Raw genomic sequence first — 21,721 nt, forward strand, 5'->3', positions numbered from 1 at the left:
GGCGTCCCGCACCGACGAGATTATCCGCGTTTCTCCCCGCTGTCGTCGCGCTGCCCGTAGCGCCTCGTCGAAACCCAGCAAACCAGGCCATAAACCAGGGATAACTCCGTGATTGCAGAAGACCGCATCCGTGCCCTGCCCTGCTGGACCGGGGCCATCGAGATCGCCCCGCTGCCCGGCGGCCTGAGCAATGCCAACTATGTGGTCAGCGACGCCGCGGGACGGCATGTCGTGCGCTTCGGCCAGGACTATCCCTTCCACCATGTCTTCCGCGAGCGAGAGGTGATGACCGCGCGGGCCGCGCACGCCGCCGGTTTTGCGCCGGCGGTGCACTATGCCGAACCGGGGATCATGGTGACGGCGTATCTTGGCGCCAGGACCTATCTGGCCGACGATGTGCGCGCCAATCTTGGCCGGGTCGCGGCCCTGATGCGCGGCTTCCACCGGGAGATGCCCAACCATATCTCCGGCGCCGGCTTCATGTTCTGGGTGTTCCACGTCATCCGCGATTATGCACGTACGCTGGAGGAAGGCGGCAGCCGCAAGCGCAGCGAACTGCCGCACCTGCTGACACTGGCGGACGAACTGGAGCGCGCTCAGAAACTGCTGCCGATCGTCTTTGGCCACAACGATCTGTTGCCGGCCAACATTCTCGACGACGGCAACAGGCTGTGGCTGATCGATTTCGAATATGCCGGTTTCAACACGGCCATGTTCGACCTTTCCGGCGTTGCCTCGAATGCCGGCATGAGCGATGAGGAATCCTTCGCTTTCCTGACCGCCTATTTCATGAAGGAGCCGGACGAGGCGATCCGCCGCTCGCACGCGGCCATGCAATGCGCCTCGCTGCTGCGCGAGGCAATGTGGAGCATGGTGTCGGAACTCTATCTCGACGCGCCGGGCATCGACTACGTCGCCTATACCGAGGAAAACCTGGTGCGGCTCGACGCAGCGCTGGAAAACTACCGGACAAAATACGGGATCCTGAAATCATGACATTGCCTGGCCATGCCGCGATCGTCGTCATCGGCGGCGGCATCATCGGCTGTTCGACGGCCTATCATCTGGCGCGCGACCACAAGGCCGAGGTGGTGCTGCTCGAGCAAGGCAAGCTGACCTCGGGCTCGACCTGGCACGCCGCCGGCCTGGTCGGGCAATTGCGCTCGTCGGCCTCGATCACCCGCGTACTCAAATACTCGGTCGAGCTCTACAAGGGGCTGGAGGCCGAAACCGGCCTTGCCACCGGCTGGAAGATGACCGGCTGCCTGCGGCTCGCCACCAATGCCGACCGCTGGACCGAATACAAAAGGCTGGCGACGACGGCGAAGAGCTTCGGCATGGACATGCAGCTTTTGTCGCCGGCGGAGGTCAAGGCGATGTGGCCGCTGATGGAAACCGGCGATCTCGTCGGCGCTTCCTGGCTGCCGACCGATGGCCAGGCGAGCCCCTCGGACATCACGCAGTCGCTGGCCAAGGGCGCGCGCATGCATGGCGCCAAGCTTTACGAGGATGTGCGCGTCACCGGTTTCGAGATGAAGGACGGCCGCATCACCGCGGTGAAGACCAACAAGGGCGACATTGCCTGCGACAAGGTGGTGAACTGTGCCGGGCAGTGGGCGCGGCAGGTCGGCGCCATGGCCGGCATCAACGTGCCGCTGCAGCCGGTGAAGCACCAGTACATCATCACCGAGAAGATCGCTGGCCTGGCGACCGACGCGCCGACCATCCGCGACCCCGACCGCCGCACCTATTTCAAGGAGGAGGTCGGCGGCCTGGTGATGGGCGGCTACGAGCCCAATCCGCAGGCCTGGAAGACCGATCTGCCGGGCGGCGACGTGCCCGACGATTGGGAATTCCGGCTGTTCGACGACGATTACGATCATTTCGAGCAGCACATGACACAGGCGATCGCGCGCGTGCCGGCGCTCGAAACCGTCGGCGTCAAGCAGATGATCAACGGGCCGGAGAGCTTTACGCCGGACGGCAATTTCATCCTCGGCACGGCACCGGAATGCGCCAACATGTTCGTCGGCGCCGGCTTCAACGCCTTCGGCATCGCGTCCGGCGGCGGCGCCGGCTGGGTGCTGGCGCAATGGGTGGTCGATGGCGAGGCGCCGCTCGACCTGTGGGTGGTCGACATCAGGCGCTTTTCCAACTTGCATCGCGACCGGCAATGGGTGTGCGACCGCACGCTGGAAGCCTATGGCAAGCACTACACGATCGGCTTCCCGCACGAGGAATATGTCAGCGGCCGGCCGCGCATCGTCTCGCCGCTTTATGAGCGGCTGAAGCGGCAGCAGGCCGTGTTCGGCTCGAAGCTCGGCTGGGAACGGCCGAACTGGTTCGCGCCAGAGGGGGTCGAACCGCGGGACATCTATTCCATGGGCCGGCAGAACTGGTTTGCGGCGGTTGGCGACGAACACCGGCATGTGCGTGAAAAGGTCGGCATATTTGACCAGTCGTCGTTCGCCAAATACGAGTTGAGCGGGCCTGACGCGGCGAAGGCGCTGGACTGGATCTGCGCCAACGACGTCAGCAAGCCGGCCGGCCGGCTGACCTACACCCAGCTTCTCAACACGCGCGGCGGCATCGAGGCCGACCTGACCGTGGCGCGGCTGGCCGAGGAGACATTCTACATCGTCACCGGCACCGGGTTCCGCACCCACGATGCCTCGTGGATCAGCGACCATATCGGCGAGGGCCTCGATGCCACGCTTGCCGATGTCACCGAGGATTTCGGCACGCTGTCGCTGATGGGCCCCCGGGCGCGCGATGTACTGGCTGATGTGACCGATGCGGACGTGTCGAACGCAGCATTCCCGTTCGGTCATGTCCGGGAAATTGCCATTGCCGGCCACACGGTACGGGCGTTGCGCGTCACCTATGTCGGCGAACTCGGCTGGGAGCTGCACGTACCGATCGCCGCCACCGGTGAAGTCTTCGACGCGCTGATGACGGCCGGCAAGAGGCATGGCATCCGCCCTGTCGGCTATCGCGCGCTGGAATCGCTGCGGCTGGAAAAGGGCTATCGCGCCTGGGGCGCCGACATCACGCCCAACGACACGCCGCAGGAAGCCGGGCTCGGTTGGGCGGTCAAGCTGCGCAAGAACACCGATTTTGTCGGCCGGCGCGCGCTGGAGAAGGCCAACGGCACGGCATTGAAGAAACGCTTTGCCGGCTTCACGGTCGATGATCCCGACATCGTACTGCTCGGACGCGAGACCATCCTGCGCAATGGCGAGCCGGTCGGCTATCTGACCAGCGGCGGCTACGGCTACACGCTCGGCAAGAACATCGGCTACGGCTATGTGCGCAACGCCGATGGGGTGAGCGACGATTTTCTCGCCTCGGGCGACTATGAACTGGTCGTGGCCATGGAGCGGGCGCCAGCCAAAATCCATCTCGAGCCGATGTACGATCCGGCAGCGGGGCGAGTGAAGGCCTAGGTTCTGCTGTTTTGACGCAATTCCCAAGAAAAGCGCTACGCGTTTTTCCCGGGAAACCGCTCACACTTTCCTGGAATTGCTCTAGTTGACGCGCAGGGCAAGACCGCGGCTGGGCACGGTGTCGGCCTCGCCCGGCATGGAGACATAAGGCCGCGTTTCCTCGACGCGGGTGACGAGGCTTTGCGCCTCGAGTTCGGCGATGCGCGCGGCAAAACCTTGATCCCAGAGCGTGTTCTTGACCGTCAGCACGATGATGCCGCCCGGCCGGCAGATGCGGATCAGTTCGTCCAGCCCTTCGACGCCGACATGGCCCGAGGTGAAGACGCCGGCAGAGACGATGCCGGCATAGGCATCATCGGCAAAGGGCAGCTTGCCGCCAAGCGCCAGGCAATGCAGCGCCGAATAGACGCCCTTGCGGGCGGCCTGATCCAGCATGCCTTGCGAGATGTCGAGCGCCTCGACCTCAGGATAGCCTGCAATGTTCAACCATTCGCCGATGAGCCCGGTGCCCGCGCCAGCGTCGAGCAGCGGGACTGAGCCGCGCGGCAGATGGCGGGCCAGCAAGGCAAGACAGATCGTCGGATGGCGGTAGCCGGCGGCCGACATGTCGGCGTCATAGGTTTGCGACCAGCGGTCATACAGTGCCGCCACTTCCTCGGGCCGTGTCGCGGCATAGGCTGCGCTGAGCGCGCCCAGGTGTTTAGCGTCCGTCATGCTTTCTCGCCCGATCGAGTTGCCTTCGATCGGATGATAGCCAAACGGCGAAATTTGTGGAACCGTTGCGGCGAGAAATAACCGCGTGGGGCGAAGGCATGGTGACGGACGAGGCGCGGGCGAAACTTGCCGCAATTCCGATGCTGGCCGGCTATACCGGGCCGCTGGATCGGCTCGGCGGCCTCACCAACCTGGTCTTCAGGGCCGGTGAGTTCTGCCTGCGCATTCCCGGCAAGGGCACGGAAGAGTATATCAACCGCGCCAATGAGGCGGTGGCGGCGCACGAGGCAGCCAAGGCAGGCGTCAGCCCCGAGGTGCTGCATGTCGACCCCGGCACCGGGATGATGGTGACGCGCTTCATCGCCGGCGCCGAGACGATGTCGCCGGAGAAATTCAGGACCCGGCCAGGCAGTCCGGCGCGTGCCGGCGAGGCCTTCCGCAAGCTGCATGCTTCGGGCGCCGTGTTCCCGTTCCGCTTCGAACTGTTTGCGATGATCGACGACTATCTCAAGGTGCTGTCGACCAAGAATGTCGCGCTGCCCGCCGGCTATCACGATGTGGTGCGCGAGGCCGAGACCGTGCGATCGGCGCTTGCCGCGCATCCGCTCCCCGTCGTCGCCTGCCACTGCGATCCGCTGTGCGAGAACTTTCTCGATACCGGAGAGCGGATGTGGATCGTCGACTGGGAATATTCCGGGATGAACGACCCGCTCTGGGATCTCGGCGACCTCAGCGTGGAAGGCAGATTCGATGCCGCGCAGGACGAGGAGATGATGCGCGCCTATTTCGGCGGCGAAGCGACGCCGGCGGAGCGCGGCCGCGTCGTCATCTACAAGGCGATGTGCGACCTCTTGTGGACGCTGTGGGGTCTGATCCAGCTCGCCAACGACAATCCGGTCGACGACTTCCGCGCCTATGCCGACGGGCGGTTTGCCCGCTGCAAGGCGTTGATGGAGACGCCGGAGTTTTCACGGCACCTGGCGGCCGTGCGTAGGGGCTAGTTCACGCCCTTCGGCACGTTTTCGGGCGGCACCGTGGTCTCGACCACTTTCTGGCGGTGGAAGATGAACAGGCCGGCGAGCACCACGATGCCGGAACCGATCAGGATGCGCGGGCCGGGAACATCGCCGAAGAACGCCAGCCCGAAGACCACCGCCCATAACAGCAGCGTGTAATGCAGCGGCGCCAGCGTCGAGGCCGGCGCCAGCTTGAGCGCCCTGGTGATCATCAGATGCGCGCCGCAGGAGACGATGCCGAGCAGCAGCATGGCGCCGAAATCGAGCGCCGACGGTGTCTGCCAGGCGCCGATGGTCATGACGCCGCCGACCACCAGCGTGCCGATGGTCTGCCACGTCACCAGATTGGTGTCGCTGGTGCCGCGCAGCCGGCGGTTGAGGATGATGGCAAAGGCAAAGGCGATGCTGCCGACGAGCGCAAAGCCCGACGACAGCGAAAACGCCGCCGAAGACGGCTTCAGCATGATCAGCACGCCGCAGAAGCCGAGCAGGATCGCCGCCCAGCGGCGCCAGCCGACCTTTTCGCCGAGCAGGAAGTGCGATAGCGCGGCGACATAGATCGGCCCGGCCATGTAGAAGCTCATGACGTCGGCGAGCGGCAGATAGACGACGGCGGCGTAGAACAAGGCTGTGTCCAGCGTCGTCGCCACCACGCGCAGGATCTGCAGCCCCGGCCGCTCCATCTGGAACAGTCTGCCGGCGCCCTGGTTGGCGATCATCGGACCAAGCACGAAGAAGGCGCCGATCGACCGGATCAGCACCACCTGGCCAACGGAGAAGCTGGCGACCAGCCACTTGCCCATCGCATCGTTCAGCGCAAACAGGAAATCGCCGGCCAGCATGAGCAGAATGCCGGCCAGAAGCACGTTCCTGATCGTGGAATTTTGCGCCACGGGTTGCGTCATGCCGATCCCGATTCCTCCCTTTTCGTAACTGCGTCCTAGACGGAAGCGGCCACTTTGACGAGGAGAATCCGGGAAAGGGCGAGACCAGAACCGGGAATCGACTGGGCCTACCCGGCCTGATGCCTGCGGTTGACCGTTGCCGGCCGGCCGGGGATGGACAGCCTGGTGTCCTGCCTTGTCCTTTCCGCCACCACCTTGCCCCTGGCGATGACGCAAATGCGCTCGGCGCGCAGGCGCAGCGCCTCGATCGGAGAGCCGGCATCGAGAATGACAAGGCTGGCGCGCTTGCCGACCGCCAGGCCGAGATGATCGAGCCCCATGATCGCAGCATTGACGCTGGTGACCATGTCGAAGCAGCGCGCCATGTCGGCCGGGCTCGACATCTGGGCCACATGCAGCCCCATGAAGGCGACGTCGAGCATGTCGGCGGTGCCGAGCGAATACCAGGGGTCGAGCACGCAATCCTGGCCCCAGCCGACGCGAATGCCCAGCGCCTGCATCTCCTTGACCCGGGTCAGGCCGCGGCGCTTCGGGAAGGTGTCGTGGCGGCCCTGCAGCATGATGTTGATCAGCGGGTTGGGAATGGCCGACACACCGGCCTCGGCAATCAGCGGCAGGAGCTTCGAGACATAGTAATTGTCCATCGAATGCATCGAGGTGAGGTGCGAGCCGGCCACCTTGCCCTGCAGGCCCAGGCGCTGCGTCTCATAGGCCAGCTGCTCGATGTGGCGCGACAGCGGGTCGTCGGTCTCGTCGCAATGCAGGTCGACCATCAGGCCGCGTTTTGCCGCGATCTCGCAGAGTTCGGTCACCGAGCGCGTACCATCGGCCATGGTGCGTTCGAAATGCGGAATGCCGCCGACCACGTCGACGCCCATGTCCAGTGCGCGAATGGTGTTTTGGCGCGCCGTCGGCGAGCGATAGAAGCCGTCCTGCGGAAAAGCCACCAATTGCAGGTCTATGTAAGGGGCGATCGCCTTCTTGACGTCGAGCAGCGCCTCGACCGCCAGCAGCCGGTCGTCGCAGACATCGACATGGGTGCGGATGGCGAGCAGGCCCATAGACACCGCCCAGTCGCAATAGGCGAGCGCCCGGTCGCGCACCGCCTCATGTGTCAGCAGCGGCTTCAGTTCGCCCCAGAGCGAAATGCCTTCGAGCAGCGTGCCCGACGCGTTGATGCGCGGAATGCCGTAGGAGAGCGTCGCGTCCATGTGGAAATGCGGGTCGACGAAGGGCGGCGACACCAGATTGCCATATGCATCGATTGCCACACCGGCGGTGACATTCAGTTCGGGCTCGATTGCCGCGATTGTCTCACCGATAATGCCGATATCGGCGATGGTGCCGTCAGGCAGCGTTCCGCCGCGCACGATAAGGTCGAAATCCATCGTTCGTCATCCCCTGAAGAATCACTCTGGCATGGTGGCGCAAAAGGCACCATGCCGCAGCCGTTTCTTGCCGACCGTTGCGGACAGTTCCCTCCGGCGGCAACTCCCTCTATAAGCCGCCTTCGTCCTCCCGGCATCAAGGATCAGCCGTTGTTTCGTTTCTTCCGTTCGACGGAAAACCAGCGCCTCGTCGCAAGGCTGCTCAGGGAATCCTTCCGGCAGCACAGGGTTGGCTACGGCGCCGCCATCCTGTCGATGCTGGTGGTGGCCGGCATGACGGCTGCCAGCGCCTGGATCCTGCGCGAAATCACCAATGAATTCGTGATCGACAAACGGGTCGACCGCGTCAACATGATTGCCTTGGCGGTCGCCGGAATCTTCGTCGTCAAGGGCCTCGCCAATTTCGTGCAGGCCTATTTCATGAGCCGGGTCGGCAACGCCATCATCGCCGAGCGACAGCGCAAGATCTACGATCGCATCCTGGCGCAAGGCATCGAATTCTATCATTCGACCTCGTCGTCCGACCTGATCACCCGCATGACCAACAATGCCCAGGCGGCGCGCAACGTGCTCGACCTGATCGTCACCTCCTATGTGCGCGATCTGGTGACCTTGGCTGCCCTGATTGGGGTCATGGTATGGCAGCAGCCGGCGCTGTCGCTGATCTGCTTCGTCGTCGGGCCAGTCGCCATCTATGGCGTCAACGGCATCCTGAAGCGTGTGCGCAAGTTCGCTGCCATGGAGTTCCGCTCGGTCGGCCAGATCGTTCAGGTGATGCAGGAAACCGCGATCGGCGTGCGCGTGGTCAAGTCCTTCAACCTCGAAGGCCTGATGCGCAAGCGCATGTACAAGGCGGTTTCAGACGTCGAGGACAGGGCCAACAACATCGCCGCGCTGGAAGCGGTGACCAGCCCGGTGATGGAGACGCTGGCCGGGCTGGCGATCGCCGGTGCGGTCATGGTGAGCGGCATGCTGGTTCTGCAGGGCGGCCAGATGCCCGGCAACATCATGGCCTTCATCGCGGCGCTGCTGCTGGCTTATGAACCGGCAAAGCGGCTCGCGCGCGTGCGCATCTCGCTCGAAAGCGGCATTGTCGGCGTGCGCATGATGTTCCAACTCGCCGACGAACCGCTGACGCTGGCCGAAAAACCGGATGCGAGACCGCTTCTGGCAGGACCGGGCGAGATCCGCTTCGACGCCGTCAGCTTCGCCTATCAAAATGGCCCGCCGGTCCTGGATCGGTTCGACCTGACCCTGGCGCCCGGCAAGATGACGGCGCTGGTCGGGCCTTCCGGCAGCGGCAAGTCGACGATCCTGAACCTGATCATGCGCATGTACGACCCGCAGGGCGGCAAGGTGCTGCTCGACGGCCAGGACATCTCCCACGCGACGCTCGCCTCGCTGCGGGAAAAGATCGCCTATGTCAGCCAGGATACGTTCCTGTTTGCCGGCACGATCATGCACAACATCCGGCTCGGGCGGCAGGATGCGACCGACGAAGAGGTGATCGCCGCCGCCAGGGCGGCCAACGCGCATGACTTCATCATCGCGCAGGCGAAAGGCTATGAGACCGATGTCGGCGAGAATGGCGGCCTTTTGTCCGGCGGCCAGCGCCAGCGCATCTCGATCGCGCGCGCCATGCTGCGCAACGCCGAAATCCTGCTTCTGGACGAGGCGACCAGCGCGCTCGACGCCGAGTCAGAAGCCCTGTTCCGCGACGCGCTGCAGCAACTGACCGAAGGCCGCACGACGATCGTCATCGCCCACCGCCTGTCGACGGTTCACCAGGCCGACACGATCGTGGTGCTGGAAGGGGGCAAGGTGGTAGAGAGCGGCCCACACCGGACCTTGCTCAAGCAGGGCGGGCTGTATCAGAAGCTTTATGAGTATCAGCTGATGCCGTGAGGCGCTTCTTCCTTCTCGCCTTGCGGGAGAAGGTGGCCTCGCGTAGCGAGGTCGGATGAGGGGTGCTTCAGCTTGGCGCCGCTGGCACTCCGTCACCCCACCCCTCAACCGTCTCGGCGCTGCGCGCCGATCCACCTTCTCCCACAAGGGGAGAAGGGAAGAACCGCGCTATTCCGGTACGTGCCGCACCGCGCCCTTGTCGGCGCTGGTGGCGAAGGCGGCGTAGGCGCGGAGCGCCGTCGTCACCTTGCGCTTGCGCTTTTCCGCGGGCTTCCAGGCCAGGGCGCCTTTTGCCTCCATTGCAGCACGCCGGGCATCGAGCTCTTCATCGCTGACCGCCAGGCGGATGGTGCGGTTGGGGATGTCAATCTCGATCGTGTCGCCCTCCTGCACCAGCCCAATCGTGCCGCCCTCCGCCGCTTCCGGCGAAGCATGGCCGATCGACAGGCCCGATGTGCCGCCGGAGAAGCGGCCGTCGGTGACCAGTGCGCAGGCCTTGCCGAGGCCCTTCGACTTCAGATAGCTGGTCGGGTAGAGCATTTCCTGCATGCCGGGGCCACCGCGCGGGCCTTCATAGCGGATGACGACGACGTCGCCGGCCTTGATCTCGTTGGAGAGGATCGCCTTGACCGAGGCGTCCTGGCTTTCGAACACGCGGGCCGGGCCGGTGAATTTCAGGATCGATTCATCGACGCCGGCGGTCTTCACGATACAGCCGTCGAGTGCCAGATTGCCCTTCAGCACGGCAAGGCCGCCGTCCTTCGAGAATGGCGTCTCGGCCGAGCGGATGACGCCTTTCTCGCGATCGAGATCAAGGTCGTCCCAGCGGCGATCCTGGCTGAAGGCGACCTGCGTCGGCACGCCGCCGGGCGCTGCCAGGAAGAAATCGCGAACATTCTGGCTCGTCGTGCGGGAGATATCCCAATGGTCGAGCGCTTCGCCGAGGCTTGATGTGTGCACCGTCGGCAGGTCGCGGTTGATCAACCCGGCATTGTCGAGCTGGCCGAGGATCGCCATGATGCCGCCGGCGCGGTGAACGTCTTCCATGTGGACGTCGGACTTGGCCGGCGCCACCTTGCAGAGCACCGGAACCCGCCGCGACAGCCGGTCGATGTCCTCCATCGTAAAGTCGACCTCGCCCTCATGCGCGGCAGCCAATATATGCAGCACCGTGTTGGTCGAGCCGCCCATGGCGATGTCGAGCGTCATGGCGTTCTCGAAGGCGCCCTTGGAGGCGATGCTGCGCGGCAGTGCGGTCTCGTCGTCCTGTTCATAGTAGCGCTGGGCCAGATCGACGATGAGATGGCCGGCCTCGACGAACAGCCGCTTGCGGTCGGCATGCGTCGCCAGCGTCGAACCGTTGCCGGGCAGCGATAGGCCAAGCGCCTCGGTCAGGCAGTTCATCGAATTGGCGGTGAACATGCCCGAGCAGGAGCCGCAGGTCGGGCAGGCCGAGCGCTCGATGACCTTGACGTCCTCGTCGGAGATCTTGTCGTCGGCGGCCGCGACCATGGCGTCGACTAGGTCGAGCGCCTGCGTCTTGCCGGCCAGCACCACCTTGCCCGCCTCCATCGGCCCGCCGGAGACGAAGACCGTCGGGATGTTGAGGCGCAACGAGGCCATCAGCATGCCGGGGGTGATCTTGTCGCAATTGGAGATGCAGACCATGGCGTCGGCGCAGTGGGCGTTGACCATGTATTCGACGGAATCGGCGATCAGCTCGCGCGACGGCAGCGAATAGAGCATGCCGTCATGGCCCATGGCGATGCCATCATCGACGGCGATGGTGTTGAACTCCTTGGCGACGCCGCCGGCCTTCTCGATCTCGCGCGCGACCAATTGGCCAAGATCCTTCAAATGGACATGGCCCGGCACGAACTGGGTGAAGGAATTGACCACGGCGATGATCGGCTTGCCGAAATCACTGTCCTTCATGCCAGTGGCGCGCCAGAGGCCCCGGGCGCCGGCCATGTTGCGGCCATGGGTGGTGGTGCGGGAGCGATAGGCAGGCATGTTTTTTCCTTGGTGGCTGGCCGCAGCCGAAGAAGGGCGCGGCGGCGCTGAATTCGGATCGCAGGCGTTATAGACGCGCAAGTCCGGTCTGGCCACAATTTTGCTATGCGCCAGATTCCGCGAAAAACCGGATATCGCAAAAAATTTCAGGCCGCTGTCGGATCGCTCGGCGCATGGCCGTCCTTGGGCAGACGGCAGGAATGGCACCATTCTCGGAGTCAGCCGTTTCCCTGTAACAGCAAAAGAGCAAACCGAGGAGCACGACATGCAAAAGATCACCACCTGCCTGTGGTTCGACGGCCAGGCCGAGGAGGCGATGAATTTCTATGTCTCCATCTTCAAGAATTCGAAGGTGCTGAGCGTGATGCGTTGGCCCGAAGGCCACGCCGATGAAGGCAAGGTGCTGGTGACCACGTTCGAACTCGACGGCGTGCCGTTTCAGGCGCTCAATGGCGGGCCGCAATTCAAGTTCAACGAGGCGATGTCACAGTCGATCGACTGCAAGACGCAGGAAGAGGTGGATTATTTCTGGGAGAAGCTCACCGAGGACGGCGAGCCTGGCCCCTGCAGCTGGCTGAAAGACAAGTTCGGCGTCTCCTGGCAGGTCGTGCCGGAGCAGCTGCCGAAGCTGCTTCTGGACCCGGACAGGGCCAAGGCCGGCCGGGTGATGTCGGCGATGATGAAGATGGGCAAGATCGATATTGCCACGATCGAAGCGGCTGCAAGAGGCTGATTGAAGCCCTCAACGCCGCGCTGCCCCTCATCCGCCCTTCGGGCACCTTCTCCCCGTGAACGGGGAGAAGGCAAGCTGGCGCTTACGCCGCCTTGTCGCGGACCTGGTAGTCCTTGATGGTGGCGAAGCGGATCGCTTTCCAGCGTTCGGCTTCGTAGTTCAGCGAGAAGGCGTGCTGGGCCAAAAACACCGGGTCGTTGTCGAGGTCGCGGGCGATGTCGCCGCGATGCGCTTCGATGAAGCGCAGCGTCTCGGCCTTGTCGTCGGCCGAGATCCAGCGACACACTGAGAAGCGCGACATTTCGAATTCGACCGGCAGCGTGTATTCGAAGTTCAGCCGTTCCTTCAGCACGTCGAGCTGCAGCGCGCCGACGACGCCGACGATGGCCGGCGAGCCGTCCTCGGGTGAAAACAGCTGGACGACGCCCTCCTCGGCCATCTGGTGCAACGCTTCCTTGAGTTTCTTGGCCTTCATCGCATCGCCGAGACGCACACGACGCAGGATTTCGGGCGCGAAATTCGGCACGCCGCGAAACAGGATCTCCTCGCCTTCGGTCAGCGTGTCGCCGATGCGCAGCGTGCCGTGGTTGGGAATGCCGACGACATCGCCGGCGAACGCTTCGTCGGCGGTGACGCGCGTGCGGGCAAAGAAGAACTGCGGCGCCGACAGCGACATCGGTTTGCCCGTGCGCACCAGCTTGGCCTTCATGCCGCGCTCGAGCTTGCCCGAGCAGACGCGCACGAAAGCGATGCGGTCACGGTGGTTGGGGTCCATGTTGGCCTGGATCTTGAAGACGAAGGAGGTCATCTTCTCCTCGGTCGCCTCGATCGTGCGGGTGTCTGCCTCCTGCGCGCGCGGCGGCGGGCCGAAGGCGCCGAGCGCCTCGATCAGGTCGCGAACGCCATAATTGCGCAGCGCCGAGCCGAAATAGACCGGCGTCAGATGGCCCTCGCGAAAGGCTTCTATATCAAGGGGTCGGCACGCTTCTCGCGCCAGTTCCAGTTCCTCGATGAAAGCCTCGCGCTCGTTCTCCGGCAGCAGGCCGGCGACACGGTTGGAATCGGGACCATTGACGGGCGTGCGTTCTTTCTCGTCGTCGCCCTTGCGCACCGCGTTCAGCGCCAAATGGTAGGTGCCGGAAAATGTCTTGCCGCGGCCGATCGGCCAGGTGACGGGCGCTGTATCCAGCGCCAGCTTCTGCTCGATCTCGTCGAGGATTTCGAACGGGTCGCGGCTTTCGCGGTCCATCTTGTTGACGAAGGTGATGATCGGGATATCACGCAGCCGGCAGACCTCGAACAGCTTCAGCGTGCGCGGCTCGATGCCCTTGGCGGCGTCGATGACCATGACCGCCGAATCGACCGCCGACAGCGTGCGATAGGTGTCGTCGGCGAAATCCTCGTGGCCGGGCGTGTCGAGCAGGTTGAAGACATTGTCCTCATACTCGAAGGTCATCACCGAGGTGACAACCGAAATGCCGCGCTCGCGCTCGATCTTCATCCAGTCGGACCGGGTCTGGATGCGGTCCTTCTTGGCCTTGACCTCGCCGGCAAGCTGGATGGCGCCGCCGAACAGCAGCAGCTTCTCGGTGAGCGTCGTCTTGCCGGCGTCCGGATGCGCGATGATCGCGAAGGTGCGACGGCGCGATACCGCCTGTTCGATGTCTTCAGCCAATTTTTGGAATCCTGTCTGTGGCGTGGGCTTCTAGCAGCGCATTTCGGGCCTGTCGAACAGATTTGGCCGGATTGGTCTGCCGGCACTTGAGATAGGTTCGATGCGATGGCATCAGAAGACCCTGTTCGACGGAGGTTCCGCATGGGCGCAGCCAAGCAAGTGATCGTCATCGGCGCCGGTATCATCGGTGCTTCCATGGCCTGGCACCTGACCAGGGCCGGGGCGCGGGTGACGGTCATCGCCGCCGACAGCGCCGCAGGTGGGGTCGCCACGCCGAACTCCTTTGCCTGGATCAATGCCACATGGGGCAATCCGGAGCCCTATTTCCGGCTGCGCACCCGCGCCATGGCCGAATGGTCGCGGCTGGCGCGGGACCTGCCCGGCCTGCCACTCAGTTGGTGCGGCGGCCTGTGCTGGGATCTGTCGGCGACCGACATGGAAACCTATAGCGCGCAGCATTCGACCTGGGGCTACGGCATCGAGCGCGTCGACCGCGCCGGCGCGGCCCGTATAGAGCCTAATCTCATCGAACTTCCGGACGTTGCTTTGCATGTCGCCGAAGAGGGCGTTGTCGAGCCGGTCGCGGCAACGAAGGCGCTGTTGGCCGATGCCGAACGACGCGGCGCGGGGATCATCTCCAGCACGGTGACGGCGCTTGTCCAGACAGGCGGCAGGATTTCGGGCGTCGACACATCGCATGGGCTGCTTGCCACCGACGAGGTGGTGATCGCGGCCGGCGTCGGCTCGGCGGATATTGCCGCCACCGCCGGCATAAATCTGCCGCTCGAGACTCCACCCGGCCTGATCGTCCACTCGCGGCCCCACGAGAAACTGCTGAACGGACTGGTGCTGGCCGAGCGGCTGCATATGCGCCAGACGGCCGAGGGCCGTATCATCGCCGGTTCCGATTTCAGCGGCGCCGACCCCGGCATGGATGCGCAGGTCACCGCCAGCGAACTGTTCGCGGTCCTGAAAGCCAGCCTGCGCGGCGGAGACGGGCTGACGCTCGATTTCCACACGGTCGGCTACCGGCCGACGCCGATCGACGGTTTTCCGATCATCGGCCGCGCCGAGGGCATGGACGGTGTCTATGTCAGCGTCATGCATTCCGGCATCACGCTGGCGCCGGCCGTCGGCCTGTTTGCCGCTCGTGAAATCCTTGATGGCGAGCGCGATTCGCTGCTGGCGCCTTACGGATTGGCTCGCTTCGCTCAATAGCCTGGCGGGCGGCTGAAGCCACCGGTCAACGGCGTCATTGCCCTGGCGATGCCGAGCAGCCGTGATTCCGACCACCGCCTGCCGACCAGTTGCAGGCCGATCGGCAGGCCGTCGCTGTTCTGTCCGCAGGGCATCGAAAGCGCCGGGTGGCCGCTGTAGTTGAAGACAGCACCATAGGCCGGCAGCATCCAATAGCTTTGGTCCTTGCCGTCGACTTTGATCGGCGTGCCAGGCTCGCAATGTGAAAAGGCCGTGGTCATGGCGACCGGGCAGAGCAGCGCATCATGTTTTTCAAGGAACTGATTCCAGGCGAGAATCGATCTGTCACGGCGGGCGAGCGCCTCGAACCAGCGCGAGACGGGTGTCGGCTCGTCCGGCGGCTCGGGCTGCGCGGCCTCCATCATCATGCCGATCAGCGCGCCGCCTTGCGCGAGATCGTCATGCAAATCCAGTTTTGGAAGGTTCGCTTTCTCGACAGTCGCGCCGGCCGACTGCAACTGCCTTGCGATATTTTCAACAGCAGAACCGATAGCGTCGGTCACCGGGAAGCCGGGAAAGGTCGGTGCAAAAGCGATGCGCAGTGTCTTGAGCTCGAGCTTCGGCATGTCCTCGACCGGCACCGGCGCCAGATCGGTGTCGCGCCCGTCCGATCCGGCAATGATGCGATAGATCAAGGACAAATCGTCCACGCTGCGCGCCAGCGGCCCGACGCAGGACATCAACCGGACGCTGCGCGCGGCATCGCCCGGATTGGGAAAGGCACCGGCCAACGAGACGCGATGCTCCGTTGGTTTCAAGCCGTAGACGCCGCAAAAGGCGGCTGGGAGACGGATCGAATCCTGCATGTCGGTACCGACATCGAACGGCGTCATGCCAGCAGCGATCGCCGCTGCCGCGCCGCCGCTGGAGCCGCCAGAGGTGCGCTCAAGGTTCCAAGGATTGCTTGTGCGGCCGAACAGCGGATTGTTCGACTGCCAATCGGACAGCATACTGGCGACGTTGGTCTTGGCCATCAGCACGCCGCCGGCCGCCTTCAGCCTGCCCGCGACCGGCCCGTCTTCTTTCGCCACATAATCGGCGAAGGGGGGAAAGCCGACCGTTGTTTTCATGCCTGCTGTCTCGTGCATGTCCTTCAGGGTGAAGGGAACGCCATGCAGCGGACCGAGCGCTTCGCCGCGTACCAGCGCTGCGTCCGCCTTTTTGGCGCGTTCGCGGGCGCCTTCCCTGTCGAGCGAGACGACCGCGTTGACCGCCTCGTTATGACTGTCGATCTGCGCCAGATGGGCGTCGAGTGCCTCGACGGCGGAGATTTTGCGCGCGGCGATTGCCATGGCGAGATCGACGGTTGAGGAGAAGGCAATGTCCATGAGGAATGCTCCGGCTTAGCCGCACTCGCCTTTAAGATGGCGGATCGAGGCACGGCTTCAAGCGGAGTTGAGCATTCGAGGATCGGCTGTGCTTGATTGGAATTGCGCCGGTCAAGGCCAATCGGATTTAGTCGACGATCTCGCTTCATTTCGGCTGCGAAATGTTCCTGCCGGTCATCGACGGGGCCGTGACCTTCGCTATGGTTCCACCTCGCCAGCCAATCACGATTGGGCATCCGGCCGGCAGCACTCGGGGGGAGCCGCGATCCTCGAGCTCTCCCTAAATAGCTCGAAGCGATATCCCGTTGCGGATCATCGATCCCCTGCGTCGACAAGCACCCGCGTCGACAAGCAATTGGCTTACTGGAAATTGAAATACAACGCCGGCGGGTATTGCTGCCCTTCGGTGGCCGTCGCGGTTGCACCCGCGGCCGACCTGATCCCGCCTGTCGACGTGTCGTCCAGGGGCGGCCGGGTCACCTGGGCCGTGGCGGCATTGTCTTGCGTCACCGCAACTTTCTTCTTGGCCTCCGCCGCTTGCGACAAGACAAGCAGCACGAGCAGTGCGGACAGAACGAGTTTCATGACAGTTTTCCTCTCTGGCTACAAAGCGCGCGCATTTCCTGGATAGGCTCATGCGTCGCGCCCAAGTTCCTCTTTATGGAGTCATCAACTCCACCTCGCCGCTGTGCGCGGCTTGGCTGCCTCACTGCCTGAATCCGGACTCGTCGAGCAGGGCGACCTGCTTGCCGTCGATATAGAAGCGAATGGCGTGCGCCTCGTTATCGACGTCGATGCGGGTCGGCTTGGCGGCCACCACAGCCGTTGCGCCCTTGAGATATCTCGAGTGAGAGTCGCCGGCCGGCGCGTATCGAAACAGCAGCACCAGTGCGATGCAGCCTGCGGTAAATACGATGAATGTCAGTCTGGAAGAGGCGTTTGCGGTCATCCGGTCATTCCTTCAATTCGAGGTGGCATTACGGTTCGGTTGCTACCGGGCTTCTCAGCCTGGTTTCGCCGTTGCTCGATGGGAGCGTGTCACAGCTTTTCGAAAGAAAGGGGAATGACCTCCCCGGCGCACGTTCAGAACGTTCGCTGACAGTATGCCCCTTGCCCTCCGCGAGCTTAGCGCCGGCCCACAAGCCGGGAAGGCTGCACGCGCGGAATGCCGTGGAATTCTCTGGAATTCCTCTTATATTAGCAAATCGAAAAGTAAGGATGGGAGGTTTGCCGCAGCGTGTTATGGCGGAAACCAAACCGCAAAGGCAGCCGCGTGGCACAGCACATTGCTCAGAAATTACGGCTGACTTCGGCGTTGTTGGGGACGGTAACCCGCAAGGATCTGGCGGCGGCTTTCCGGTCCGTCAATCCGAAGACCTCATTCGATCTCGGCCGTGCCGACAAATGGCTGCAGGGCCGCGCCCAGCCGCGCGAGCATAGTGTGTATGACGACTGGGCGAAGCTGCTGGGCTTGGAACAGTCAGGCGCATGGATCGCCGACTGCGACCTGCCAAACTTCACGGCCGCTATCGCGACCCGCCACAACATCGACAGCGCAGATCTCGAACGCCGCGCCGGGTCTCAGTTCGAGACCTCGTCCAACCATGAAGAGCGCAGCCTCGCCTTGGCGCTTGCCGGTACGTATGCATGCTATTCGCGTGCCTGGTCGCCTTACTATCGCGGCCAATTCATCAGGGGCATCCTGTCGATGGAGCCGGGGCCTGGCTCACATGGCCTGACCGCCAGCTATCGCGAAATCTTGCCGACAGGCCAATTGGTGATTGGCGGCCCGGTCACGCCAGCCAAGCGTGCCCTTTACATGCATCTGAAGGAAGTCGGCGGGGATGCGCAGTTCTTCGTCAGCCTGTTCCCGCGGTCGCAGCCGGGGAGTGTTCTTGGCGGCTATATGTGTGGAACGGCTATTATCGGTCCGGAGGCGCAGCCGTCGCTGACAAGGATCCTCATGGTGCGTCTGCGCGATCAGGCGCGGGGCGCCACCCCGTGGGGCGGATACCTGCTGCCCGATGAGTCGATTTCGGCAGATCTGGCATCGGTCGGCATGTCCATCGAGCATCCCGAGCAGGTCGACCGGCAGCTCACGCGGTTCCTCGTTGGAGGTAGCGATGGCGGCGTCCACCAGATCCCGCCAGCCGAGTTCCGCGCCATCCTCGATGTCTTCGACCGCCACTGGCTGAAGCACGCGCGGCAAAGCCCCTGAAGTGCCAACGCCGGGTGTCGCGGCGCCGACCTAGAGGGCCAAGGCCAGCCTGGCGGATGCGGGCGCAAACGGTCGAATGGCGATGCCATCGCGGGTCATGGTGACGAAGCTCGACGGCGGGATGGCCTGCCAATCGCCGCCCTCGCGATCGAAGGGTTCGGACACGATGCAGCGGCCGCCGCCTTTTCGCAGGGCGGAGGTGTAGAGCGTCGGCGCGTGAGCGTCGGTGGCATAGCGCACCGCATGCAGCGCCTGCCCGTCCGAGAAGGCGGCGGTGAGTTTCAGCACCGGTTCAAGGCCGGCGCGGCGCGAAGCGTCGAGTACGCGGCTGGCGGCGCGCGACACTGCGCCTTGCGGGTCGTCGGCCAGTCCCTCATCGATCATCAGCAGGAAGAACAATTCGGAATCGGTGGTGCCTTCGCGCTGGTCGAAGACTGCGTCGCAGAGCGTGTTCTCAAGCGCGCGGCGGATCTTTTCGAAGCCGCCTATCTGGCCATTGTGCATGAACGACCAACGGCCCGAGATGAACGGATGGCAGTTCATGCGGCTGGTGGCACCGCCGGTCGAGGCCCGCACATGGGCAAGGAACAAGCCGGATTTGATCTGCCGGCACAGGCTCTTCAGATTGGGATCGGACCAGGCCGGCAGGATGTCGCGGTAGAGACCGGGCTCGGGCCGGTCGCCATACCAGGCAAGGCCGAAACCATCGCCATTGGTCGGCGACTTCGCTTCCTGGGCGCAGTGGCTCTGGGCAATCAGCGAGTGGCAGGGCGCGGTAAGAATGTCTTCGAGAAAGACCGCTTCACCGAGATAGGCCGCCCACCGGCACATCGCTATCGTCCTTTAGGCGCGATCCAGAAGGCCCGTGGGCTCATTGGTCGCGTGTGTGCCTCTGTTATGCGTCCGCTCGTAAAGCTCGCGGACGATTCGGCTGGCGGTAGTCTCAAACAGAAATGGCAAGAAAGCGTGAACGAGCGCGGCACTGGCCGCCATCAGCAGGCGCGAGGAGAACCAGCCGGCAAAGGCCATGTGGCTGAAATAGGTTTCGCCGACCTTGGCCGGATGAGAGGTGAAAATCCTTGCGACCGACATGCTGGCTCCCTTCAGCGCTTCAGGTTCCGATATGAGTATCCTGACACGCTTTGCAGGTTCATTGGTCTCAAAATGTCCTTGTGTTTTGCCATTTTGTGGGACACACATCCCACATGGCGCTGAATATCGATGAAATCGACCGGAAATTGCTGACCGAATTGCAACGCGACGGCACGCTGTCGGTCGACCAGCTGTCGGAACGTGTGGCCTTGTCGCGCAATGCCTGCTGGCGGCGCGTCAAGCGGCTCGAGGAGGATGGCGTCATCACCGGCCGGGTGGCGCTGGTCGATGCCGAGAAGCTCGGACTTGGCCTTTCGGTGTTCATTCTGGTCCGCACGTCCAATCACGATCCCGACTGGCTGCAGAAGTTCCGCGCGGCGGTGACCGGTCTTTCCGAGATCACCGGCGTCTACCGCATGTCCGGCGATCTCGACTATGTCCTGCGCGCCCGCGTCGCCGACGTGAAAGCCTACGACCGACTCTACCAGCGGCTGATCGCCAAGGTGGCGCTGTCGGATGTCTCTGCCTCCTTCGTGATGGAGGAGATCAAGGAGACGACGGTGGTTCCTATGGAAGTGCGCTAAGGTATGTTGATATTCAGGTGATGCCGGCCTGCAAACGACGGGTTTCTCCGCTTCCGGTGCTCACGGACCGAATGTCCGCTCCGCTCCGGTTCTCGAAATCCGCCGTTTTCGACTCGGCCTGACCTGAATCTCAACACACCTCAGGCCATACTGATGCCTGAAAGAAAGCCGTTGATAGGCTTGCGGGCGAATTGACCGAATCGGCAATCGCGCCGATAGGATCGATTTTATGCGCGCAGCCCTCCAAAACTCCTCCGTCATCGGTCCAACTGTCGGCGTCGTCAGGTTGCCGCACGCTGAAGGACTACCGCTTCCCGCCTACGAAAGCGCCGGCGCCGCCGGCATGGACCTGCGCGCGGCGGTGCCTGACGACCGGCCGCTGCTGATCCTGCCGGGAAAGCGCGCTCTTGTGCCGACCGGGCTGATCCTTGAAATACCCGAAGGCATGGAAGGCCAGGTGCGGCCGCGCTCCGGCCTGGCTTTCAAACATGGTCTTACCGTCCTCAATTCACCGGGCACGGTCGACAGCGACTATCGCGGCGAGGTGAAGGTGCTGCTGATCAATCTCGGCGACGAGGATTTCGCCGTGACGCGCGGCATGCGCATTGCCCAGCTGGTTTTCGCCGCGGTGACGCAGGTGGGCGTCGAAGAGCGCTCGCTGGCCGGCGGCACGGCGCGTGGCTCGGGCGGGTTCGGATCGACCGGCACCGCCTGATGCAAATTCCAAAGCTGGTCATCTTCGACTGCGACGGGATCCTGGTCGACACGGAGAATCTCGCCAACCGACGCCTCGCCGAATGGCTCACCGCGGCCGGCTATCCAACGACGTTCGAATATTGCCGCAAGAACTTCTCCGGCCGCAGCATGGTGTCGGTGCAGAAGGAGATCGAGGCGCAGACCGAAGTCCGGCTCGGCGCCGACTTCGTCGATCGCTGGAACGCCGGCCTGCCGGACCTGTTCGCCCACGGCGTCGAGGCGATCCCCTATGTCCGCGAATTCATCGAGGCGGTTCGCGCGGCCGGCATCGCCTATTGCGTCGCCACGTCGGCCCGGATCTCGAAGATGCACATCACGCTTGGCCAGACCGGGCTGTTGCCGCTGTTCGAACATGCGATGTTCAGCGCCACCATGGTCTCGCGCGGCAAACCGTTCCCCGACCTGTTCCTGCATGCGGCCAAGACGATGGGCTTTCCGCCTGCCGACTGCATCGTCATCGAGGACAGCGTCGCCGGCACGCAGGCCGGCATTGCCGCCGGCATGCGGGTGTTTTCCTATCATGGCGACCCCTATTCCGACCGCGATGGCCTGATCCACGCCGGCGGCATCCTGTTCGACGACATGCGCGAACTGGCGGGACTGGTGCCGATCCACTGATCCGCCGGGCTTGATGGACGGGCTGGACGCCGTAGGGCGCTGTGCTACGGTCCGTGCGCCCGACAGCCCGAGG

The 21,721-nt window shown here is 63.8% G+C and carries 20 protein-coding genes; 10 read left to right on the forward strand and 10 right to left on the reverse strand.

Features of this window, described 5'->3' with window-relative positions; genetic code table 11:
• The first annotated feature begins 108 nt into the window (after positions 1-108).
• Positions 109-996, forward strand: a complete 888-nt coding sequence (locus tag MESOP_RS00770) for a phosphotransferase family protein (RefSeq protein WP_013891401.1) — start codon at positions 109-111, stop codon at positions 994-996.
• Complete coding sequence (locus tag MESOP_RS00775; protein ID WP_013891402.1) at positions 993-3,446, forward strand: GcvT family protein; 2,454 nt, start codon at positions 993-995, stop codon at positions 3,444-3,446. The genes MESOP_RS00770 and MESOP_RS00775 overlap by 4 nt, the downstream gene beginning before the upstream one ends.
• An 81-nt stretch (positions 3,447-3,527) precedes the next feature.
• Here MESOP_RS00775 and MESOP_RS00780 read toward each other — a convergent pair whose 3' ends face one another.
• Positions 3,528-4,160, reverse strand: a complete 633-nt coding sequence (locus MESOP_RS00780) for a class I SAM-dependent DNA methyltransferase (RefSeq protein ID WP_013891403.1) — start codon at positions 4,158-4,160, stop codon at positions 3,528-3,530.
• A 98-nt stretch (positions 4,161-4,258) separates the two neighbouring features.
• Here MESOP_RS00780 and MESOP_RS00785 point away from each other — a divergent pair, with 98 nt between their 5' ends.
• Positions 4,259-5,161 (forward strand): phosphotransferase family protein, encoded by a 903-nt coding sequence (locus MESOP_RS00785; protein WP_013891404.1) that lies wholly within the window; start codon positions 4,259-4,261, stop codon positions 5,159-5,161.
• Here the strand turns inward: MESOP_RS00785 and MESOP_RS00790 are convergent.
• Both MESOP_RS00790 and MESOP_RS00795 read right to left on the reverse strand, forming a co-directional pair.
• Positions 5,158-6,081, reverse strand: a complete 924-nt coding sequence (locus tag MESOP_RS00790) for a DMT family transporter (RefSeq protein WP_013891405.1) — start codon at positions 6,079-6,081, stop codon at positions 5,158-5,160. The two genes, MESOP_RS00785 and MESOP_RS00790, sit on opposite strands and share 4 nt — an antisense overlap.
• A gap of 107 nt (positions 6,082-6,188) precedes the next feature.
• The gene (locus tag MESOP_RS00795; protein WP_013891406.1) at positions 6,189-7,469 is read right to left on the reverse strand and encodes an amidohydrolase family protein; all 1,281 of its coding nucleotides are present in this window, start codon (positions 7,467-7,469) and stop codon (positions 6,189-6,191) included.
• 150 nt (positions 7,470-7,619) lie between these two features.
• Between MESOP_RS00795 and MESOP_RS00800 the strand changes: the two genes are divergently transcribed.
• Entirely contained in the window at positions 7,620-9,374 is a 1,755-nt protein-coding gene (locus MESOP_RS00800; RefSeq protein ID WP_013891407.1) for an ABC transporter ATP-binding protein, read from the forward strand.
• A 168-nt stretch (positions 9,375-9,542) separates the two neighbouring features.
• Here MESOP_RS00800 and ilvD read toward each other — a convergent pair whose 3' ends face one another.
• The gene (ilvD, locus tag MESOP_RS00805) at positions 9,543-11,387 is read right to left on the reverse strand and encodes a dihydroxy-acid dehydratase (protein ID WP_013891408.1); all 1,845 of its coding nucleotides are present in this window, start codon (positions 11,385-11,387) and stop codon (positions 9,543-9,545) included.
• Between the two features lie 265 nt (positions 11,388-11,652).
• Here ilvD and MESOP_RS00810 point away from each other — a divergent pair, with 265 nt between their 5' ends.
• Positions 11,653-12,120: a VOC family protein gene (locus MESOP_RS00810; RefSeq protein WP_013891409.1), complete on the forward strand. Its 468-nt coding sequence runs from the start codon at positions 11,653-11,655 to the stop codon at positions 12,118-12,120.
• A gap of 82 nt (positions 12,121-12,202) precedes the next feature.
• On the opposite strand, the gene MESOP_RS00815 is transcribed toward MESOP_RS00810, so the two are convergent.
• A complete protein-coding gene (locus tag MESOP_RS00815) occupies positions 12,203-13,795 on the reverse strand; it encodes a peptide chain release factor 3 (RefSeq protein ID WP_013891410.1) in 1,593 nt (530 codons plus the stop codon).
• A gap of 141 nt (positions 13,796-13,936) precedes the next feature.
• Here MESOP_RS00815 and MESOP_RS00820 point away from each other — a divergent pair, with 141 nt between their 5' ends.
• Entirely contained in the window at positions 13,937-15,013 is a 1,077-nt protein-coding gene (locus MESOP_RS00820; protein ID WP_013891411.1) for an NAD(P)/FAD-dependent oxidoreductase, read from the forward strand.
• On the opposite strand, the gene MESOP_RS00825 is transcribed toward MESOP_RS00820, so the two are convergent.
• The 3 genes from MESOP_RS00825 to MESOP_RS00835 form a co-directional block, all read right to left on the reverse strand.
• Positions 15,007-16,380, reverse strand: a complete 1,374-nt coding sequence (locus MESOP_RS00825) for an amidase (protein WP_013891412.1) — start codon at positions 16,378-16,380, stop codon at positions 15,007-15,009. The genes MESOP_RS00820 and MESOP_RS00825 overlap by 7 nt on opposite strands.
• A gap of 360 nt (positions 16,381-16,740) precedes the next feature.
• Complete coding sequence (locus MESOP_RS00830) at positions 16,741-16,965, reverse strand: hypothetical protein (RefSeq protein WP_013891413.1); 225 nt, start codon at positions 16,963-16,965, stop codon at positions 16,741-16,743.
• A gap of 121 nt (positions 16,966-17,086) precedes the next feature.
• Entirely contained in the window at positions 17,087-17,329 is a 243-nt protein-coding gene (locus MESOP_RS00835; RefSeq protein ID WP_013891414.1) for a hypothetical protein, read from the reverse strand.
• Between the two features lie 324 nt (positions 17,330-17,653).
• Between MESOP_RS00835 and MESOP_RS00840 the strand changes: the two genes are divergently transcribed.
• Positions 17,654-18,598, forward strand: a complete 945-nt coding sequence (locus tag MESOP_RS00840) for a hypothetical protein (protein ID WP_041163952.1) — start codon at positions 17,654-17,656, stop codon at positions 18,596-18,598.
• A 30-nt stretch (positions 18,599-18,628) separates the two neighbouring features.
• Here MESOP_RS00840 and MESOP_RS00845 read toward each other — a convergent pair whose 3' ends face one another.
• On the reverse strand, positions 18,629-19,429 hold the full coding sequence (locus MESOP_RS00845; protein WP_013891416.1) for a class II glutamine amidotransferase: 801 nt from the start codon (positions 19,427-19,429) through the stop codon (positions 18,629-18,631).
• A gap of 12 nt (positions 19,430-19,441) precedes the next feature.
• A complete protein-coding gene (locus MESOP_RS00850) occupies positions 19,442-19,690 on the reverse strand; it encodes a DUF6356 family protein (protein ID WP_013891417.1) in 249 nt (82 codons plus the stop codon).
• A 113-nt stretch (positions 19,691-19,803) separates the two neighbouring features.
• Here MESOP_RS00850 and MESOP_RS00855 point away from each other — a divergent pair, with 113 nt between their 5' ends.
• From MESOP_RS00855 to MESOP_RS00865, 3 genes are all read left to right on the forward strand, one after another.
• Positions 19,804-20,274, forward strand: coding sequence for an Lrp/AsnC family transcriptional regulator (locus tag MESOP_RS00855; protein ID WP_013891418.1), 471 nt, complete (start codon positions 19,804-19,806; stop codon positions 20,272-20,274).
• Between the two features lie 229 nt (positions 20,275-20,503).
• Positions 20,504-20,989, forward strand: coding sequence for a dUTP diphosphatase (gene dut, locus MESOP_RS00860; protein ID WP_013891419.1), 486 nt, complete (start codon positions 20,504-20,506; stop codon positions 20,987-20,989).
• On the forward strand, positions 20,989-21,648 hold the full coding sequence (locus tag MESOP_RS00865; RefSeq protein ID WP_013891420.1) for an HAD family hydrolase: 660 nt from the start codon (positions 20,989-20,991) through the stop codon (positions 21,646-21,648). The genes dut and MESOP_RS00865 overlap by 1 nt, the downstream gene beginning before the upstream one ends.
• The last annotated feature ends 73 nt before the right edge of the window (positions 21,649-21,721 follow it).

Origin of the sequence: Mesorhizobium opportunistum WSM2075 (assembly GCF_000176035.2) — a bacterium.
GTDB classification, from domain to species: domain Bacteria; phylum Pseudomonadota; class Alphaproteobacteria; order Rhizobiales; family Rhizobiaceae; genus Mesorhizobium; species Mesorhizobium opportunistum.

Bases quoted from the DNA above. Each gene is read 5' to 3' on its own strand.
- MESOP_RS00835 (WP_013891414.1), bottom strand. From the start codon at position 17,329: ATGACCGCAAACGCCTCTTCCAGACTGACATTCATCGTATTTACCGCA.
- MESOP_RS00820 (WP_013891411.1), top strand. From the start codon at position 13,937: ATGGGCGCAGCCAAGCAAGTGATCGTCATCGGCGCCGGTATCATCGGT.
- MESOP_RS00790 (WP_013891405.1), bottom strand. From the start codon at position 6,081: ATGACGCAACCCGTGGCGCAAAATTCCACGATCAGGAACGTGCTTCTG.
- MESOP_RS00785 (WP_013891404.1), top strand. From the start codon at position 4,259: ATGGTGACGGACGAGGCGCGGGCGAAACTTGCCGCAATTCCGATGCTG.
- MESOP_RS00795 (WP_013891406.1), bottom strand. From the start codon at position 7,469: ATGGATTTCGACCTTATCGTGCGCGGCGGAACGCTGCCTGACGGCACC.
- MESOP_RS00780 (WP_013891403.1), bottom strand. From the start codon at position 4,160: ATGACGGACGCTAAACACCTGGGCGCGCTCAGCGCAGCCTATGCCGCG.
- MESOP_RS00810 (WP_013891409.1), top strand. From the start codon at position 11,653: ATGCAAAAGATCACCACCTGCCTGTGGTTCGACGGCCAGGCCGAGGAG.
- ilvD (WP_013891408.1), bottom strand. From the start codon at position 11,387: ATGCCTGCCTATCGCTCCCGCACCACCACCCATGGCCGCAACATGGCC.
- dut (WP_013891419.1), top strand. From the start codon at position 20,504: ATGCGCGCAGCCCTCCAAAACTCCTCCGTCATCGGTCCAACTGTCGGC.
- MESOP_RS00775 (WP_013891402.1), top strand. From the start codon at position 993: ATGACATTGCCTGGCCATGCCGCGATCGTCGTCATCGGCGGCGGCATC.
- MESOP_RS00865 (WP_013891420.1), top strand. From the start codon at position 20,989: ATGCAAATTCCAAAGCTGGTCATCTTCGACTGCGACGGGATCCTGGTC.
- MESOP_RS00825 (WP_013891412.1), bottom strand. From the start codon at position 16,380: ATGGACATTGCCTTCTCCTCAACCGTCGATCTCGCCATGGCAATCGCC.
- MESOP_RS00850 (WP_013891417.1), bottom strand. From the start codon at position 19,690: ATGTCGGTCGCAAGGATTTTCACCTCTCATCCGGCCAAGGTCGGCGAA.
- MESOP_RS00830 (WP_013891413.1), bottom strand. From the start codon at position 16,965: ATGAAACTCGTTCTGTCCGCACTGCTCGTGCTGCTTGTCTTGTCGCAA.
- MESOP_RS00845 (WP_013891416.1), bottom strand. From the start codon at position 19,429: ATGTGCCGGTGGGCGGCCTATCTCGGTGAAGCGGTCTTTCTCGAAGAC.
- MESOP_RS00855 (WP_013891418.1), top strand. From the start codon at position 19,804: ATGGCGCTGAATATCGATGAAATCGACCGGAAATTGCTGACCGAATTG.